General features: G+C 64.2%; 15 protein-coding genes. 8 read left to right on the top strand and 7 right to left on the bottom strand.

All coding sequences use genetic code 11. The features are described 5' to 3' along the window. Positions 1–2 precede the first annotated feature (2 nt). The 8 genes from LQK81_RS11420 (at position 3) to LQK81_RS11455 (ending at position 8,467) form a co-directional block, all read left to right on the top strand. On the top strand, positions 3–755 hold the full coding sequence (locus LQK81_RS11420) for an IclR family transcriptional regulator (protein ID WP_230806396.1): 753 nt from the start codon (positions 3–5) through the stop codon (positions 753–755). Between the two features lie 3 nt (positions 756–758). Then, positions 759–1,856, top strand: a complete 1,098-nt coding sequence (locus LQK81_RS11425; RefSeq protein WP_230806398.1) for an ABC transporter substrate-binding protein — start codon at positions 759–761, stop codon at positions 1,854–1,856. A gap of 67 nt (positions 1,857–1,923) precedes the next feature. Next, positions 1,924–3,642, top strand: a complete 1,719-nt coding sequence (locus LQK81_RS11430) for an ABC transporter permease (protein WP_230806399.1) — start codon at positions 1,924–1,926, stop codon at positions 3,640–3,642. Further along, positions 3,635–4,711: an ABC transporter ATP-binding protein gene (locus LQK81_RS11435; protein WP_230806400.1), complete on the top strand. Its 1,077-nt coding sequence runs from the start codon at positions 3,635–3,637 to the stop codon at positions 4,709–4,711. Before LQK81_RS11430 ends, LQK81_RS11435 begins: the two co-directional genes overlap by 8 nt. 7 nt (positions 4,712–4,718) lie before the next feature. After that, on the top strand, positions 4,719–5,924 hold the full coding sequence (locus tag LQK81_RS11440; RefSeq protein WP_230806401.1) for a CaiB/BaiF CoA transferase family protein: 1,206 nt from the start codon (positions 4,719–4,721) through the stop codon (positions 5,922–5,924). Further along, the gene (locus LQK81_RS11445) at positions 5,921–6,769 is read left to right on the top strand and encodes an HpcH/HpaI aldolase/citrate lyase family protein (protein ID WP_230806402.1); all 849 of its coding nucleotides are present in this window, start codon (positions 5,921–5,923) and stop codon (positions 6,767–6,769) included. The genes LQK81_RS11440 and LQK81_RS11445 overlap by 4 nt, the downstream gene beginning before the upstream one ends. Then, positions 6,766–7,782: a hydroxyacid dehydrogenase gene (locus tag LQK81_RS11450; RefSeq protein WP_230806403.1), complete on the top strand. Its 1,017-nt coding sequence runs from the start codon at positions 6,766–6,768 to the stop codon at positions 7,780–7,782. The genes LQK81_RS11445 and LQK81_RS11450 overlap by 4 nt, the downstream gene beginning before the upstream one ends. A gap of 7 nt (positions 7,783–7,789) precedes the next feature. Next, the gene (locus tag LQK81_RS11455) at positions 7,790–8,467 is read left to right on the top strand and encodes an RraA family protein (RefSeq protein WP_230806404.1); all 678 of its coding nucleotides are present in this window, start codon (positions 7,790–7,792) and stop codon (positions 8,465–8,467) included. A 54-nt stretch (positions 8,468–8,521) separates the two neighbouring features. Here LQK81_RS11455 and LQK81_RS11460 read toward each other — a convergent pair whose 3' ends face one another. The 7 genes from LQK81_RS11460 to LQK81_RS11490 all read right to left on the bottom strand — a co-directional run bounded on the left by LQK81_RS11460 (position 8,522) and on the right by LQK81_RS11490 (position 15,193). Beyond that, on the bottom strand, positions 8,522–9,835 hold the full coding sequence (locus tag LQK81_RS11460; protein ID WP_230806405.1) for an aspartate aminotransferase family protein: 1,314 nt from the start codon (positions 9,833–9,835) through the stop codon (positions 8,522–8,524). Between the two features lie 12 nt (positions 9,836–9,847). Further along, positions 9,848–10,516: a cysteine hydrolase family protein gene (locus LQK81_RS11465; protein ID WP_230806406.1), complete on the bottom strand. Its 669-nt coding sequence runs from the start codon at positions 10,514–10,516 to the stop codon at positions 9,848–9,850. Continuing rightward, a complete protein-coding gene (locus LQK81_RS11470; RefSeq protein ID WP_230806407.1) occupies positions 10,513–11,541 on the bottom strand; it encodes a branched-chain amino acid ABC transporter permease in 1,029 nt (342 codons plus the stop codon). The genes LQK81_RS11465 and LQK81_RS11470 overlap by 4 nt, the downstream gene beginning before the upstream one ends. An 11-nt stretch (positions 11,542–11,552) precedes the next feature. Beyond that, positions 11,553–12,443 (bottom strand): branched-chain amino acid ABC transporter permease, encoded by an 891-nt coding sequence (locus LQK81_RS11475; RefSeq protein WP_230806408.1) that lies wholly within the window; start codon positions 12,441–12,443, stop codon positions 11,553–11,555. Positions 12,444–12,447: 4 nt separating this feature from the next. Further along, complete coding sequence (locus LQK81_RS11480) at positions 12,448–13,155, bottom strand: ABC transporter ATP-binding protein (RefSeq protein WP_230806409.1); 708 nt, start codon at positions 13,153–13,155, stop codon at positions 12,448–12,450. Continuing rightward, positions 13,148–13,885 (bottom strand): ABC transporter ATP-binding protein, encoded by a 738-nt coding sequence (locus LQK81_RS11485; protein WP_230806410.1) that lies wholly within the window; start codon positions 13,883–13,885, stop codon positions 13,148–13,150. The genes LQK81_RS11480 and LQK81_RS11485 overlap by 8 nt, the downstream gene beginning before the upstream one ends. Before the next feature lie 138 nt (positions 13,886–14,023). Further along, positions 14,024–15,193: an ABC transporter substrate-binding protein gene (locus LQK81_RS11490; RefSeq protein WP_230806411.1), complete on the bottom strand. Its 1,170-nt coding sequence runs from the start codon at positions 15,191–15,193 to the stop codon at positions 14,024–14,026. Positions 15,194–15,207 lie beyond the last annotated feature (14 nt).

A 15,207-nucleotide genomic window follows, 5' to 3' on the forward strand; every position in this document is an offset into this window, starting at 1 on the left:
TCGTGAGCGGACGCGGTGTCGAGCGTGTCTTGGATATGATCGAGTGGTTTGCGGCCTCACCGGAAGGCGCAAGCCTTTCGGAGATTGCAGCTGCGCTTGCCATGCCCAAGTCGAGCGCTCTCTTGATGCTGCAGTCGCTGACCGAACGCGGCTACATCCATCGCCTTGGCAGCGGCGAGTACCAGATGCTCAGGCTTCCCGGCGAGATCTCCCAGGATGGCCGCAACTACGGCGCTCTGATCGCTTTGGTATCGCCGCACCTTTCCCAGGCTGTTCAGGAGACTGGAGAAAGTGGCTTCGTCGCCGTGCTGGAAGGCCAGTCGATCCGCTATCTCAACAAAGTGCTGCCGAAGCGCGAGATCCTCTACGATCGCGATATCGTTCCGACACGCCCGGCCCACAAGGTCGCGAGCGGGGTGGTTCTGCTGGCCGCCGGCAGCGATGCGGAAATCGAAGCCTATGCGGCATCGGCCGCTCTGTCCGAGGCGGAACATTCCAAGCTCCGTGAAGCCGTCGCGAGTGCCCGTGCGTCGGGGTTCTATGTCAATGCCATGGGCGTCGTAGAAGGTGCCGCAGGCGCAGCCGCTCCGATCGTCGGCGCAAACGGCAAGGCGGTTGCCGCGCTCAACATCTCCGGCCCCCAGGTCCGGTTCGTCACGAATTCCGACCGCATTTCCGAAGTGGTCCGGGAAACTGCCGTCGCGATCAGCGAGGAGCTGGCGCGCCGCGGTCGTCGTTTGTCCAAAGGGAGGTAAGAAATGAAACTCGTAACTCTATCGGCTGTTGCCGGGCTGTTTGCCGGCATTGCCGGTTTCGCTCAGGCTCAGGAAGTACCGGCCGGCTATCCAGCCGACTACTCCAAGATCATAGAAGGTTCGCGCTCTGAAAACGGCCTGATGATCTATTCGAACATGGCCGACAACAACTGGCAGCCGATAATCGCGGGTTTCAACGCCAAATATCCCTGGGTGAAGGTCGAGACCGTGGACCTGGGCTCCGGCACCGTGCATTCCCGCTGGGAGGCCGAAAAGGGATCGAGCGCCCGCACCGCCGACATCTTGGTTTCCGGCGCCAACGACCGCTGGGCCTCCTACGGCAAGGACGGCCTGATGGAGGACTACAAGAGCCCGGAAACCGAAAAGCTCCCGGACTTCGCCCACCCCTATCCGGGCGTGAACGTGCTTTCGACCGACCCGCTGGTCATCACCTACAATGCGGCACTCCTGCCGGAGGATCAGCGCCCGACGGGTTTTGCGTCACTGGTAGAGGACGCGGTGGCCGAGCCGGATACGTTCACGGGCAAGATCACCACCTATGATGCCGCGCGCAACAGCTTCGGGCTGACCGCCTGGTGGGCCTATATGGACAAGAAGGGCGACGCGGGCTGGGATGGCCTTCGCAAGATCGGTCCGATGATCCGTGGCGAGACCTCGGGCGGCCCGATGAACGAGAAGATCGCCACTGGCGAGTATCTGATGGGTATTGCCGTCTCCGGCATCACCATCTTCCCGCGCCTGGAGCAGCCGGGCGGGGAAATCCTCGGCTTCGCCTTCCCCGACGACGGCACGATCATGATGCTGCGCGGCATGGGCATCCCGAAGGGTGCCGCCAATCCGAATTCGGCCAAGCTTTTCGTCGACTACGCGTTGAGCCAGGACGGCCAGACGCAGGTTGGCAAGGGTGGTCTCGTTCCCTACCGCGAGGACGTGCCGGAAGACCAGGTGCGTTACACCTTCCAGAAGATCGACGAGATCGTCGGCAATGACAACATGATCATCGCTGGCTTCGACCAGCGCCTGATCACCGAGGCGGGTCCCTTCGTCGAGAAGTGGAACGCGGCGATCGCCGGCCGTTGAGCCGAGCACGAGGGCCGGACGACACCCCTCCGGCCGGCCCTCCCACCAAACCTGACAGGAAAATTCGATGACGGATATCAGCCACGCCGGTACGACCGGACGGGGGATAGACCGATCGCGTGCGATCTACTGGGGCGTTGCGGCGCTGACGACGATCCTCGTATTCGGCCCGATCACCCCGATCATCTTCCAGGCCTTCCTCGACAAGCCGCTCTATGACGACACCGCGGTCCTCACGCTTGGCAATTTCGGCCGCCTGTTCAGCGAACCGGGCATGGGTGGCGTGTTCTTCAATACGCTCTACTTCGGCGCGCTGACGATGGTCGTGGCCCAGGTTTTCGGGGCCGTCATGGCGGTTCTCGTCGGGCGCACCAATCTGCCGGGCCGCAAGTGGCTGGGCGAAATCTTCATCTGGCCGCTGTTTGTCTCGAACCTCGTCATCGCTTTCGGCTGGTTTACCATGTACGGCCCGTCGGGCTTCATGACACTCGCCGCCAAAACCTATCTCGGTGGCGCACCGTGGAACCTCTACAGCGTCACCGGCATGGGCGTCGTCGCGGGCCTCAGCCAGGCGCCGCTGACCTACCTCATGTGTCTTGCCGCCGTCACCAAGGCCGACCCGCTGCTCGAAGATGCGGCGCGGTCCACCGGTGCCGGTCCGTTCCGGGCGCTGTTCTCTGTCACCATTCCGATGATCCGTCCTGCGATCATCTATTCGGCGGTACTGAACTTCGTCGTCGGCATCGAGATGCTGGCCATTCCGTTGCTCTTCGGCGGCCCGTCCGGCATCCAGACGGTCACGACCTTCCTCTACAACGCCGGCATCAATGCCGCCGTGCGGCCGGAATACGGTATTGTCGGAGCCGCCGCCGTCATTCTCCTGATCGTCGTCGCCGTCCTCGTCTGGCTTCAGGGTTTCCTGATGAAAGGGGCAGGGCGTTTCGTGACCGTGCGCGGCAAGGCGAGCCGTCCATCGACGCTCGATCTCGGCGCCTGGCGCTGGCCGGCATTCCTGTTCGTCTTCACCTTTGCCTTCCTGACGATCATCTCGATCTTCGGTGGCATCTTCATGCGCTCGGCGGTGAGCTTCCTGACCCCGCTCATTCCCTTCTGGAAGGTGCTGACGACTGCCAATTTCGAGCATGTGCTGGGCTCGGCCAACTACGTCCGCTCGATCGTCAATTCCGTCCTGGTGGCAACGATCGGAGCCGCCATCGGCACGTTCTTCATCCTGGTGATCGCGCTCGTCGCCCGCCGCTCGGACTTCCGCCACAGCCGCGCGCTCGAATATATCGCGCTCTTCCCGCGCTCGCTGCCGGGCATCATCGCCGGTCTCGGTTTCTTCTACGCGGTCATCTGGCTGCCTGGGGCGGATGTCATCCGCGGCACGATCGTCGTGCTGATCCTTGCCTTCATGATCCGCTACATCCCGGTTGGATTCGGTGCCATCGCGCCAGCGCTCGCCCAGGTCGGCGAGGAGCTCGATCGCGGTGCGCGCATCTCCGGTGCCGACTGGTGGACGACGGTGACACGTATCATCGTCCCGATCCTGAAGCCCGCGCTCTTCAGTTGCTATGCGTTGCTATTCATCCACTTCTTCAAGGAGTACGTGACGGCGGCTTTCCTCTACCAGCCCGGATCCGAAATCATCGGCACCACCATGCTGCAGCTTGTCGCCCAGGGCGACAACGGCCCGGTCTCCGCCCTCGCAACCATCCAAGTCGTCATTACCGCTGCTTTCGTCATCCTCGCTCGCCGCGTCATGGGAGCCAAAATCTATGGCTGATCTCGTCCTTCAGAACCTCACGATCAAGTACGGTGCCGTCACCGCCGTCGACAATCTCAACATCCATGTCGCGTCGGGCGAATTCCTGACGCTGCTCGGTCCGTCCGGCTGCGGCAAGTCCACCTCTCTCTTTGCGGTCGCCGGCCTGAACCACGCCACATCAGGCACGATCCGCATCGGCGACCGGGTGCTGTTCGACGGCAATCCGAACAACACGGTGCCGCCGGAGAAGCGCAATATTGGCCTCGTCTTCCAGTCCTATGCGCTGTGGCCGCACAAGACGGTGGCGGAGAACCTGGCTTTCCCGTTGACGCTTCGAAAGATCGGCCGGGCTGAGCGAGACGAGCGCATCAAGGAAGCGCTTGGCCTCGTCGAGATGCTTCCCTATGCGGATCGCTATCCGTTCGAACTTTCTGGTGGCCAGCAGCAGCGCGTGGCACTCGCCCGCGCGCTTGTCTATCGCCCACCGCTCCTGCTCCTCGACGAGCCGCTGTCGAACCTCGATGCGAAACTGCGCGAACGCGCCCGTGTCTGGCTGCGCGAGCTGCAGGAACGGCTCAATGTCACCACCATCTATGTCACGCACGACCAGGCCGAGGCACTTGCTGTCTCCGACCGGATCGCAGTGATGAGCATGGGCCGGATGCGTCAGCTCGGAACCCCGCGCGAGATCTACGAACAGCCGGCCGACAGTTTCGTCGCCGACTTTATCGGCTCGTCCAACTTCTTCGACGGCACGGTGATCGAGAGCGGTACGGACAAGGCACGTATCCGCCTTGCCGACGGCAGCGAGATCGTTACTCCGCCAGGTCCGGCCGGAAAGAATGGTAGCGTCGTCGTCGCCATTCGCCCGGAGAAGATCGAACTCGCCGGCGAGGCAGGTCCGAACACGTTGCGGGTCCAGATCGAACAGCGCACCTATCTCGGCTCGGTCTGGCAGTATGCGGTGCGCTCTGGCGCAGTCGATTTCCGTATCCAGACGCCGGCAGAGCTGAAGGAGGACAGCATCCTCGTGCATGTTCCCCAGCAGCACTGCGCAGTCTTCCCCGACAAGCCCGGCGCGAATTGAGAGACCCATGGCAGAGCAGAAGAGAACCGTTCGCTTCCAACCGGAACAGAAAGGCCCGCTGCATGGCATCCGCGTCGTTGACCTGAGCCGCGTGGTGGCCGGCAACATGCTGTCCCTGCAGCTCGGTGACTTCGGGGCCGATGTCATCAAGGTCGAGCCCCCACAGGGCGACGCCCTCAGGGAATGGCGTGACAACGGCCATTCCCTGCACTGGAAGACCTATGGCCGAAACAAGCGCTCGATCGCGCTGAACCTGCGCCGGCCGAAGGCGTTGGCGGCCCTGAAGAAACTACTCGAAAAGGCGGATGTCTTCATCGAGAATTTCCGCCCGGGCACACTCGAGGAAATGGGCCTTTCGCCGGACAGCCTGTTGGAGCTCAACCCGCGGCTTGTCATCGTGCGGATTTCCGGTTTCGGCCAGACCGGGCCTTATGCCAGGCTGCCGGGCTTCGGCACGCTGGTCGAGGCGATGAGCGGCTTTGCCTCGCGCACCGGTTTCCCGGATCGCGAACCTGTGCTGCCGCCACTGGCGCTGGCCGACATGATCTCGGGTCTGACCGGCGCCAATGCGGTGATGATGGCACTGTTTGCCCGTGAACGCGGCGATGCCAAGGGCCAGGTGATAGACCTGTCGCTGCTGGAGCCGATCTTTGCATCCCTCGGGCCGGAAGCATCGATCTATCATGTCACCGGCAAGGTCAAGCAGAGGTCCGGCTCCGGTTCCAACACGGTTTCGCCGCGCAATGTCTATCTCTGCAGCGACGGAAAATATGTCGCGCTCTCCGGGTCGACCCAGGTGATCGCGATGCGGATCTTCGACATTGTCGGTCGGCCGGACATGAAGGACGATCCACGGTTTTCGACCAATGTCGAACGCGTCAAGCATCGCGAACTGGTTGATGCGGCGCTTGGGGCGTGGTTTGTCACCCGCACCCGCGACGAAGCCCTTTCAGCCATGCGTGCTGCCGGTGCGACCGTCGGCCCTGTCTATGACATCGCCGATATCAGCACCGACCGGCATTTTGCCGAGCGGGAAATCGTCGTCGAAGTCGAGGACGCCGATCTCGGCAGCATTCCCCAGCACAACATCTTTCCGCGCTTTTCTGCAACGCCCGGCGTCTTCCGCCATCCGGCGCCTGATGTCGGCGCGCAGACCGTGGCAATCCTGGCGGAAGTCGGCTTGACGCCCGATGACCTGGAGGGCGACGAATGATCTCGTCACTTCTCTATGTACCGGGCAATGCGCCTCGCTTCCTGGAAAAGGCGGGACAGCGCGGAGCCGATGTCGTCATCGTCGATCTGGAAGACGCCGTACCGGAAACCGCCAAGACCGAGGCTCGCGAGGGACTTGCGAAATGGGTGCCGGCAATCCGGCAGAGCGGCTGCCAGGTTTTCGTGCGCGTCAACCAGTCGGAACGTCTTGTCGACGATGCCGTAGCGGCGACCATCGCCGGCGCGGACGGGCTCTACATCCCGAAAGTCGATAGCGCGGATATTCTCGCCCGCCTGGCCGAAAGCCTGCTGCCTCATGAAAGAGATCGGGCACCCATCGGCTTCGTGCCGCTGATTGAGGACATGAAGGGCCTGTTCGAGGTTCGCGCCATCGCCCATGGTCCGCGTGTATTTGCGCTGACATCCGGCGGCGAGGATCTGGCGACGGCGATGGGGGCGAAGCCCACGCCGGAGGTGCTGCGTTATCCCAAGCTGATGATCCACTATGCCGCCAAGGAAGCCGGCGTGTTGTCTTTCGGCATGCTGAGAACCACGGTCGATTTCGCCGACAAGGAAGCGCTTCGGGCGGCCGCTCTGGAAGCGCGTGATTTCGGTTTCGACGGAGCAACCTGCATCCATCCGTCCGTCGTGCCGATTCTCAATGAATGTTTCGCTCCGACCCCGGAGGAGCTTTCCTGGGCGCGGAAGGTTGTTGCGGCTGGCGAGCAGGAAGCCGCTGCCGGACGAGGGGCCTTCATGCTGGACGGCAGGTTCGTCGATGCGCCGATCGTGACGCGCGCCCAAAACCTACTAGCGCGATTTGAGAAGGGAGGGGTCACTTCATGACCCATGACGTCATCCAGGGGACCAGGCACGGCACGCGTGGTCGCCGCATCCTCGTGAGCCACAACAAGATTGCCGAAAAGGCGATCCGGTTGTTGAACGAGCATGACATCGACGTGTTCTTCTCGCCGCCCTACGATCCGTCCGAGGTCGTGGCGAAACGCGCAGCCGACCTGAAGATCGACGGACTGATGGTCCGCCAGGGCCGCATCAACCAGGAGGTCATCGCGGCTTCGCCCAACCTCAAGGTCATCGCCAAGCATGGCGTCGGCGTCGACAATGTCGATATCGCGGCCGCCGCCAGGCTCGGCATTCCGGTACTGCGGGCGATGGGCTCGAACTCCCGCGCGGTCGCCGAACACACGATTGCCCTGGCGCTCAGCCTGATAAAGGACGTGCTGCCGCTCGACCGGGCGGTGAAAAGCGGCGAATGGCCGAAGCCGACCTTCACCGGCAAGGACTTCCTGGGGGCCACGATCGGCCTCGTCGGCTATGGCGGGATCGGCCGGGAGACGGCCCGCATGGCGGAAGCGCTGGGCATGGAGGTCGTCGTCCACGATCCTTTCGCGTCCGGTGCAGCAGAAGCCGACGGTTTTGCCTCGGCAGATGACATCGACGCCATGCTGCCCGCGCTCGACGTGCTGAGTATCCATTGCCCGCTGACGTCGGCAACCCGCGATCTGATCGATGCCCGCCGCCTTGGTCTGATGAAGAAGTCCGCGGTGCTGGTGAACACGGCACGCGGCGGCATCATCAACGAGACGGCGCTTGCCGAAGCGTTGGCCGCAGGCACGGTGGCAGGAGCCGCACTCGACAGCTTTTCCACCGAGCCGCCGCCGACCGACAGTCCGCTCTGGGCGCTCGGCACGCTGATCGCAACACCACATATCGGTGGTGTGACCTACGGTTCCGCTGATGCGATGGCAGTCATCGCCGCTCAGCACATCATCAGCGTTCTCGACGGCAATGCGCCGGATGAACGCTCGATTGCCCGTCCAACCGAACTTTCTGCCTGAGGTTTCCATGACTTACGGATTTCGTGTCAGACTGAACTGGGATCGTATCGAATCGGCGCAGGTGGAGGCTTTCCGCAGCCTCCCGGTCGCGAATGTCAGCGATTCCATGTCGCGCATTTGCGCGCTTGGCGCCGGCCTCAGGCCGATGCACAGGTCAGGCAATCTCGCCGGCCCGGCGCTGACGGTCCGAAGCCGCCCCGGCGACAACTTGATGCTGCACAAGGCCATCGACATGGCACAACCCGGCGACGTGATCGTCATCGACGCTGCCGGCGAAACGACGAATTCACTGATGGGCGAGCTGATGCTCGCGCATGCGATCCGTCGTGGCGTTGCCGGTTTCGTCATGAATGGTGCCATCCGCGACGCGGAAGCCTTCCTGGAGCGCAATGTCCCGGTCTTTGCCTGCGGCGTGACCCATCGCGGCCCCTATCGCACCGGACCTGGCGAGATCGGACTGCCAATCGCGATCAACGGCACGGTGATCGAACCAGGCGACCTGATCCTCGGCGACCTCGACGGCGTCGTCTGCGTGCCGAGGGCGGATGCTGCGGGCATCTTCAAGGCAGCAGCCAAGAAACACGAGGCCGAAACGAAGCAGATGGCCGAGACGGAAGCCGGTACGGTCAACCGCGAATGGGTCGACAAGGCACTCCGTGACGCAGGCTGCGAATTCATAGCATAAAGAGCGTGTGGGTGCTTCGGCGGACTATTGGTGGCCGCCGGACCAAAGCGAGCGTCACCAGCCCGCAAAGTCCGCGAGCAGGCTCTCGTCGACCCGTCCCCCGGCGACATCGGCGAGGGCCTCGTCGAGGATGGCGGCTCCCTCGAGGGCCTGGCTTTCCGTCAATGTCAGCGGCGGCGTGAATTCCAGCACGTTGGAATTGATGCCGACGTAGTAGAGCACAAGGCCGAGCTGGAAGGCGCGGTAGACGGTGAGGGCCGCCTGGCGGGCGGCCGGCTTGCGGCTGGAATGATCCGCCACAAGCTCAACACCGACGGCGAGGCCGCGGCCCCGCACGTTTCCGATCAGGGGATGGCGCAGCGAAAGCCGGTCGAGCGCCGTGCGCAGCACGTGTCCGGTCCTCTCTGCATTAGCGACGAGGTGGTCGCGCTCGATGGTCTGCAGGACAGCGAGGGCTGCAGCCGCGCAGACGGGGTTGCCGTGCACGGTTTGCAGCGAGAAGGCGACGGCGTGGTTCATGACCGCCTCCGGCCCGACCACCGCGGAGATCGGCAGGCCGCCGCCGAGGCCCTTGCCGAAGACGACGATGTCAGGCTCGATGCCGCAATGCTCGAAGGCGTTGAAGCGCCCGCTGCGGCCGAGGCCGACCTTCACCTCGTCCGAGACGATGAGGATGCCGTGCTGGCGGCAGAGGGCTTCCACTGCCTCGAAAAACCCATCCGGCGGCACCAGCATGCCGCCGTCCGACTGGATCGGCTCGATGAAGAAGGCGGCGACCTCCCGCGGCGGAACCTCCGTCTCGAAGAGGTTCTCCAGATCGGCGAGGGCCGCATCCTTCGCCGCCTCGGGGCTGCCGGCGGCGTAGCTGTTCGGATAGGGCACGAGCGTCAGGCCGGCGGCCCGCGTACCCTGTTGCGCCGGATGGCCGGAGACGGCCATGGAGCCGACGGTGCCGCCGTGATAGGCGCCATGGAAGGCGAGGATGCGTGGCCGGCCGGTGGCGGCGACAACCATGCGGGCAACGGTCTCGTTGGCGTCCGAGCCGGAATGGCCGAACCAGACGCGGCCGCGGGCGCGCTCCGGCACGAGGGACAGCAGCTTTTCGGCAAGCAGTACGCAGGGCTCATTCGCGGAGGAGAGATAGCTGGCGCCCGCCTGGTCGGAGAGCGCGCGGTTCACCGCCTCGCGGATGGCGGCATGCGAATGGCCGAGGCTCGCCGCCCCCCAGGAGGCGGCGAAATCGAGGAGCCTTCGCCCGTCGTCGCCGGTCAGATACGCGCCGCTGCCGCCGACGGCCGCCTGCGGAAAGAACCGCAGATGCGCCATTTTCGAGACCGATAGGCTTTCGCGGGCGTAAAGGCCGGACATGGGCGATCCTCGCTACTTGAAGAAGGTCAGAACCTCGTCGAGCTGGACGACATGGCAATAGATCATGTTGATGATCTCCAGTTCCCGCCTGTGCAGCTCGTCCGTTGCCGCCGCACCGCAATCGTCCACCACCACCACCCCGAAACTCTCGTCAGCGAGGCTGCGCACGGTGGAAGAGACGCACTGGTCGGTGAAGATGCCGCAGCAGATGACGTCCTTGATGCCCATGTTGTGAAGGATGAGGCGGAGGTTCGTCCCGGTCAGGGCGCTGTCGGTCGTCTTGGTGATGACGATCTCGTCGGCGCGCGGCTCGAGCTCGGGCACCACCTGGCCCTCCGGCAGTTCCTTCGGCAAAAGCAGGTAGTTGAAGCCCGGCTTCTTCTGGCTCAGCGACCGGTCGCGCCCGTCCGGCTTCAGGCAGGCGATGCGGGCGAAGATGACCTCCACCTTGCGCTTGCGGCATTCCTCGATCAGACGCGCCGTGTTCGGGATCACCGTTTTGCGCATGCGCTCGTAGAAGGGCTGCCAGCGGGCGGTTTCCTCTGCTGTGTCCTTCGGGTCGAGATAGGTGTTCTGGATATCGATGACGAGCAGCGCCGTGGTTTCCGGATCGAGGACGATGTCGTCCGGCGCCTCTGCATTGGCGTAGTAGAAGGAACGGTAGGCGGTCTTCCAGCTCACGAAACTATCTCCTTCTTGCGGCGGGTGCGGGTGAGGATGTGGCCGATCTCGCGGTTGGGGAACAGACCGCCGGGCTTGACGATCATCACGGCGATCATGGCGAGCGCCAGCACGATCTCGGTGAGGCCGACGACCTGGCCGGCGCCGATGGCGGTGGCGTTCAGCGCGCCTTCGGTGCCGCGCAGGCCCTCATAGGCGAAGGTGACGAGGATGGTGCCTGCGACGGCGCCGGTCACCGTATTCGCCCCGCCGATCACCAGCATGGTGATGATGAGGAAGGTCTCCTTCAGATAGAAGGCCTTCGGCGCAAACGAGGTGATGAAATGCCCCCACAGCGCCCCGCCGACGCCGGCGATGAAGGCGGCGAGGATGAAGGCGCGCCAGCGCAGATGCGGGATGTTCGCGCCGAGCGCCGCGGCCGCCACTTCGTCCTCGCGGGAGGCGCGCAGGAGCTTGCCGGTACGCGATTCCTTGAAGAGGAGCGCAATGACGATCACGATGGCCGCAACGACAGCTGCGATAGGCATGTCCGTCGTCTTCGGCAGGCCGAAGAGCGTGCGCGGGCCGTTGGTGAGGGCGCTCCAGTTGTTCATCACGGTATAGAGGACGACCAGCAGCGCGAAGGAAGTGATGACGGCTGCGGCATCCGACAGCCGCATCAGCGGATAGGCGACGACGGCCGCCACGAGCGCGGCCACGACGCCCGCCGCCAGCATGGCCAGAAGCGGCGAGACCTCCAGGACCGTCATGAACTCATAGAGGTCCGGCAGCGCCATGCCCTTCATCTGCGCCGGAATGGTCAATACGGCGGATGTATAGGCCCCGAGCCCCATGAAGCCGATATGGGCGAAGGACAGCAGCCCCGAATTGCCCATGAAGGTCTGCAGGCCGACGACGAGCACCAGCGAGATCAGCAGATTGGTGGCAATACGGTCGTAGAGGCGGATGCCGAGCAACTGGCTTCCGACGGCGAGCGCGGCGACGACGGCGATGAGGATGAGGGCGGTGAGATAGGCGTGTTTCATGGGCGCGCTCCTCAGGTCCGTTGTCCGCTCGCCGGACCCTTGATGAGGCCCTCCGGGCGCCAGAGCAGGATCAGGATGACGAGGCTGAAGGTGAAGGCATCGCGAAACTTCAGGAGGTCCTGCGACAGGGTGTAGTTGAGCGTCGTATCGATGAGCGCCAGCAGGAAACCGCCGACGACGGCGCCGGGCAGGCTCCGCATGCCGCCGATCACGGTGGCGATGAAGGCGACGAGCAGCGGCTCCAGGCCGATGCCCGGCACGACGGTGCCGATGCGCCCGATCCACAGGATGCCGACGACGCCGGCGAGGAAACCCGACAGCGCGAAGGCGGACGAGATGATGAGGTTCGCCGGCACGCCGAGCATGCGGGCCATGGTGAAGTTGGTCGCAGCCGCACGCATGGCGATGCCGAGCGTCGTCTTGCGCATCAGAAAGGCGACGGCGGCAAGGAGCACGATGGAGGCGGCGATGGTGATGAGGTTGCGCACCGGCGTGATCGCGCCGCCGATCGAGACGGTCTGCGAGAAGATCTCCGGCAGCGGCACGTTGCGCGGGCGCGGCGAGATGAAGAGCAGAGCTGCGTTCTGCAGGAGATTGGAGAAGGCGAAGGAGGTGATCAGCACCGCCGTCACCGATTTTGCGCGCACCGGGCGGAAGGCGGCGTAGTCGGTGAGGATGCCGAAGAGCACTGCCATGCCGACGGCGAGAACGGCCATGACGAGCCAGGGCAGGCTTGAGCCGCTGGAAAGGTACATGGTGTAGCCGGCGACCATGATGAGTTCGCCATAGGCGAAGTTCACGAGGCGCAGGATGCCGTAGATGATGACGAGGCCGAGCGCCATCAGCGCATAGGCGCCGCCGAGGCTGAGGACGTCGATGACGAACTGGATCGCGAAAGCCATGGGGTCAGCCTCCCAGATAATGCGCGCTGAGATCGCTGGTCGAGCGGATCTCTTCGGCCGTGCCGGAGGCGACGATCGTGCCGAGCCGCATGACATAGGCACGGTCGGCGACGGAGAGCGCCTGGTTGACGTTCTGCTCGACGAGCAGGATGGTGAGGCCGGATTTCTTCAGCGTCTCGATCATCTCGAAGATGCGCTCGACGATGGCGGGCGCAAGACCGAGCGAGGGCTCGTCGAGGAGAAGGACGCTCGGCCTTGCCATCAGCGCGCGGGCGATGACGAGCATCTGCTGTTCGCCGCCCGACAGCGTGCCGGCCGGCTGGCTCGAACGTTCGGCAAGCCGCGGAAAGAGCGTGTGCAGCTTTTCGAGGTTCTGCCGGTTTCCGACCTGGTCGCGGCGATGGATATAGGCGCCGAGCATGAGGTTTTCGGCGACCGTCAGGTCCGGGAAGACGTCGCGGGTTTCCGGCACGGTGGCAAGGCCGGCGCGGATGACCTGTTCGGGATTGGCCGCAGTGATGTCCCGGCCTTCGAGCAAGATCGAGCCTTCGGCCGCCTTCAGTGCGCCGGCGATGCACTTGATGGTCGAGGACTTGCCCGCGCCGTTCGCGCCGAGCAGGCTCACCAGTTCGCCCTTGCCGACGGAGAAGCTGACGCCGCGCACGGCGCGGATCGCACCGTAATTGATGGAGAGGCCGGTGATCTCAAGCATGGGCCGCCGCCCCCTTGCCGAGATAGGCCTCGATGACGGCCGGATGGCCGCGCACATGGGCGGCGTCGCCTTCCGCGATGGTGCGGCCGGAGGCGAGCACGTGCAGCCGGTGGCAGAGGCGCATGATGAGGCCCATGTCGTGGTCGATGATGAGAAGGCCGAGACCACGCGTCTTCGGCAGCTCGGACAGCGTGTGCAGCAAGGTTTCCGTTTCCGCGTCGTTCATGCCGGCGGCCGGCTCGTCGAGCAGCAGGAAGCGCGGTTCGGCGGCGAGCGCCCGGGCGATTTCGACACGGCGTTTATCGCCGTAGCTGAGGCTTTCGCCCAGTTCGTCCGCCTTGGCCGAAAGACCGAGTTCGACCAGAAGGTTCTTCGCACGCCCGGTGGCCACGGCACGCGACGCCCCTTTCGCCAGCGCGGCGGCCTCGACGTTCTCCAGCACCGTCATCGCGTTGAAGAGGCGCACGATCTGGAAGGAGCGGCTGACGCCGGCCAGCGCGATCTGGCGCGGCGAGAGGCCGGACAGCATCGTATCGCCGGCAGTGATCGTGCCGGTCGAGAGCTTCACCTGGCCGGTGATGGCGTTGATGAGCGTCGTCTTGCCGGAGCCGTTCGGTCCGATGAGGCCGACGACTTCCCCGGTCGAGAGGGAGAGCGACACATGGTCGAGGGCGCGGATGCCGGTGAATTCCACCGATACGTCGTTTACCGCGAGACGCGTTTCAGGCATGGCTGTTCCGAAGGTGATAGGTCGGCGCTCCATCGCCACCAACGACGTGGCGATGGAGCATTTGCTTCGCGCGTCATCCTGTCTTCAAATCGGTCCCGATTCAAAGGGTCATGAGCGCCGTCAGCCCGAGATGCCCGATCAGGGCTTCGGAAGGGATTCCGGCTTGCGCCATCCGACGAAGCTCGGCTTGCCGCCCTTGAGTTCGATCACGGCCGCCGCCTTGTTCGGCACATGGCCCTCTTCCGCGGTGCCGTAGTCGAGCTCACCGGTCAGAAGCTTGAACTGGCCGTCTTCCAGCGCCTTCGCCACGGCCGCGCCGTCGGTCGAGCCGGCTGCCTTGATCGCCTCGGCAATCAGCATGATCGTGTCCCAGCCGGTCGAGACGAACGACGTGTCAGGCGCCTTGCCGTGCATGGCGGTGTAGAGTTCGATGAATTTGGGCATGTCCGGGTGGGCCTCCGGACCCATCCAGGTATGCGTGACGAAATAGACGTCGTTGCCAAATTTCTCGCCGAGCGTCTCATGCATGGCCGGGTCGTCGTAGGCATCGCCGCCGAGAACGGGCGCATCGTAGCCGACCTCGCGCAGGGCGCGGATGATCATGCCGATATCCTGGCCATAGGACGAGACGAAGATCACGTCCGGCTTCTTGCCGAGCGCCTGGAGACGCGCGAGCTGGGCGGAGAAGTTGTTGTCGCCGTTCGTGTAGGTGTCTTCCAGCAGGATCTCGCCGCCATCCGCCTTGAACTGCTCGACGAAATATTTCGACAGCGACTTGGTGTAGGCGATGAACTGGTCGGTGACGACATAGGCCGTCTTCCAGCCCTTTTCCTTCACCGCGAAGTCGGCCGCCGTCGCACCCATCGTGGTGTTCCACATGGAGAGCGTGAACTGCTTGTCGCCGAGCGACCAGGAGGAATAGAGCGGGTCCGAAGCGCAGGTCGAGATGCCGACGATATCGGCCGACTGTGCCTCGCGGCTTGCCGGAGAGCCGAAGTCGAAGTCGCAGGGCGCCACGATGACCTGTGCGCCCTTGTCGATCAGTTCGACGGCGACGTTGCCGACCGTCACCGGATCGGACTTGCCGTCGATATTGATGAACTCGACCTGCTTGCCGAGCACCCCGCCATTGTCGTTGAGAAATTTCACGGCAACCTGGGCGCCGTTGTAGCCGGGCGTGTCGAGCGGGGCCTGGATGCCCGTCATCGAGAGCGCGCCGCCGATCACGATCTTCTCGTCATCGGCAAAGGCCGTGGAGGAGGCGAGCGCGAGGCCCGCAGCCAGAAGCAGTTTGGAAGTCTTTCTCATGGTCGTTCCCCTTA

This window comes from Rhizobium sp. GN54 (assembly GCF_021026345.1).
In the GTDB taxonomy this organism is placed as follows: Bacteria; Pseudomonadota; Alphaproteobacteria; order Rhizobiales; family Rhizobiaceae; genus Mycoplana.

Coding starts and splice junctions, on each gene's coding strand:
- LQK81_RS11425 (WP_230806398.1), top strand. CDS start 759: ATGAAACTCGTAACTCTATCGGCTGTTGCCGGGCTGTTTGCCGGCATT.
- LQK81_RS11430 (WP_230806399.1), top strand. CDS start 1,924: ATGACGGATATCAGCCACGCCGGTACGACCGGACGGGGGATAGACCGA.
- LQK81_RS11435 (WP_230806400.1), top strand. CDS start 3,635: ATGGCTGATCTCGTCCTTCAGAACCTCACGATCAAGTACGGTGCCGTC.
- LQK81_RS11440 (WP_230806401.1), top strand. CDS start 4,719: ATGGCAGAGCAGAAGAGAACCGTTCGCTTCCAACCGGAACAGAAAGGC.
- LQK81_RS11445 (WP_230806402.1), top strand. CDS start 5,921: ATGATCTCGTCACTTCTCTATGTACCGGGCAATGCGCCTCGCTTCCTG.
- LQK81_RS11450 (WP_230806403.1), top strand. CDS start 6,766: ATGACCCATGACGTCATCCAGGGGACCAGGCACGGCACGCGTGGTCGC.
- LQK81_RS11455 (WP_230806404.1), top strand. CDS start 7,790: ATGACTTACGGATTTCGTGTCAGACTGAACTGGGATCGTATCGAATCG.
- LQK81_RS11460 (WP_230806405.1), bottom strand. CDS start 9,835: ATGTCCGGCCTTTACGCCCGCGAAAGCCTATCGGTCTCGAAAATGGCG.
- LQK81_RS11470 (WP_230806407.1), bottom strand. CDS start 11,541: ATGAAACACGCCTATCTCACCGCCCTCATCCTCATCGCCGTCGTCGCC.
- LQK81_RS11475 (WP_230806408.1), bottom strand. CDS start 12,443: ATGGCTTTCGCGATCCAGTTCGTCATCGACGTCCTCAGCCTCGGCGGC.
- LQK81_RS11480 (WP_230806409.1), bottom strand. CDS start 13,155: ATGCTTGAGATCACCGGCCTCTCCATCAATTACGGTGCGATCCGCGCC.
- LQK81_RS11485 (WP_230806410.1), bottom strand. CDS start 13,885: ATGCCTGAAACGCGTCTCGCGGTAAACGACGTATCGGTGGAATTCACC.
- LQK81_RS11490 (WP_230806411.1), bottom strand. CDS start 15,193: ATGAGAAAGACTTCCAAACTGCTTCTGGCTGCGGGCCTCGCGCTCGCC.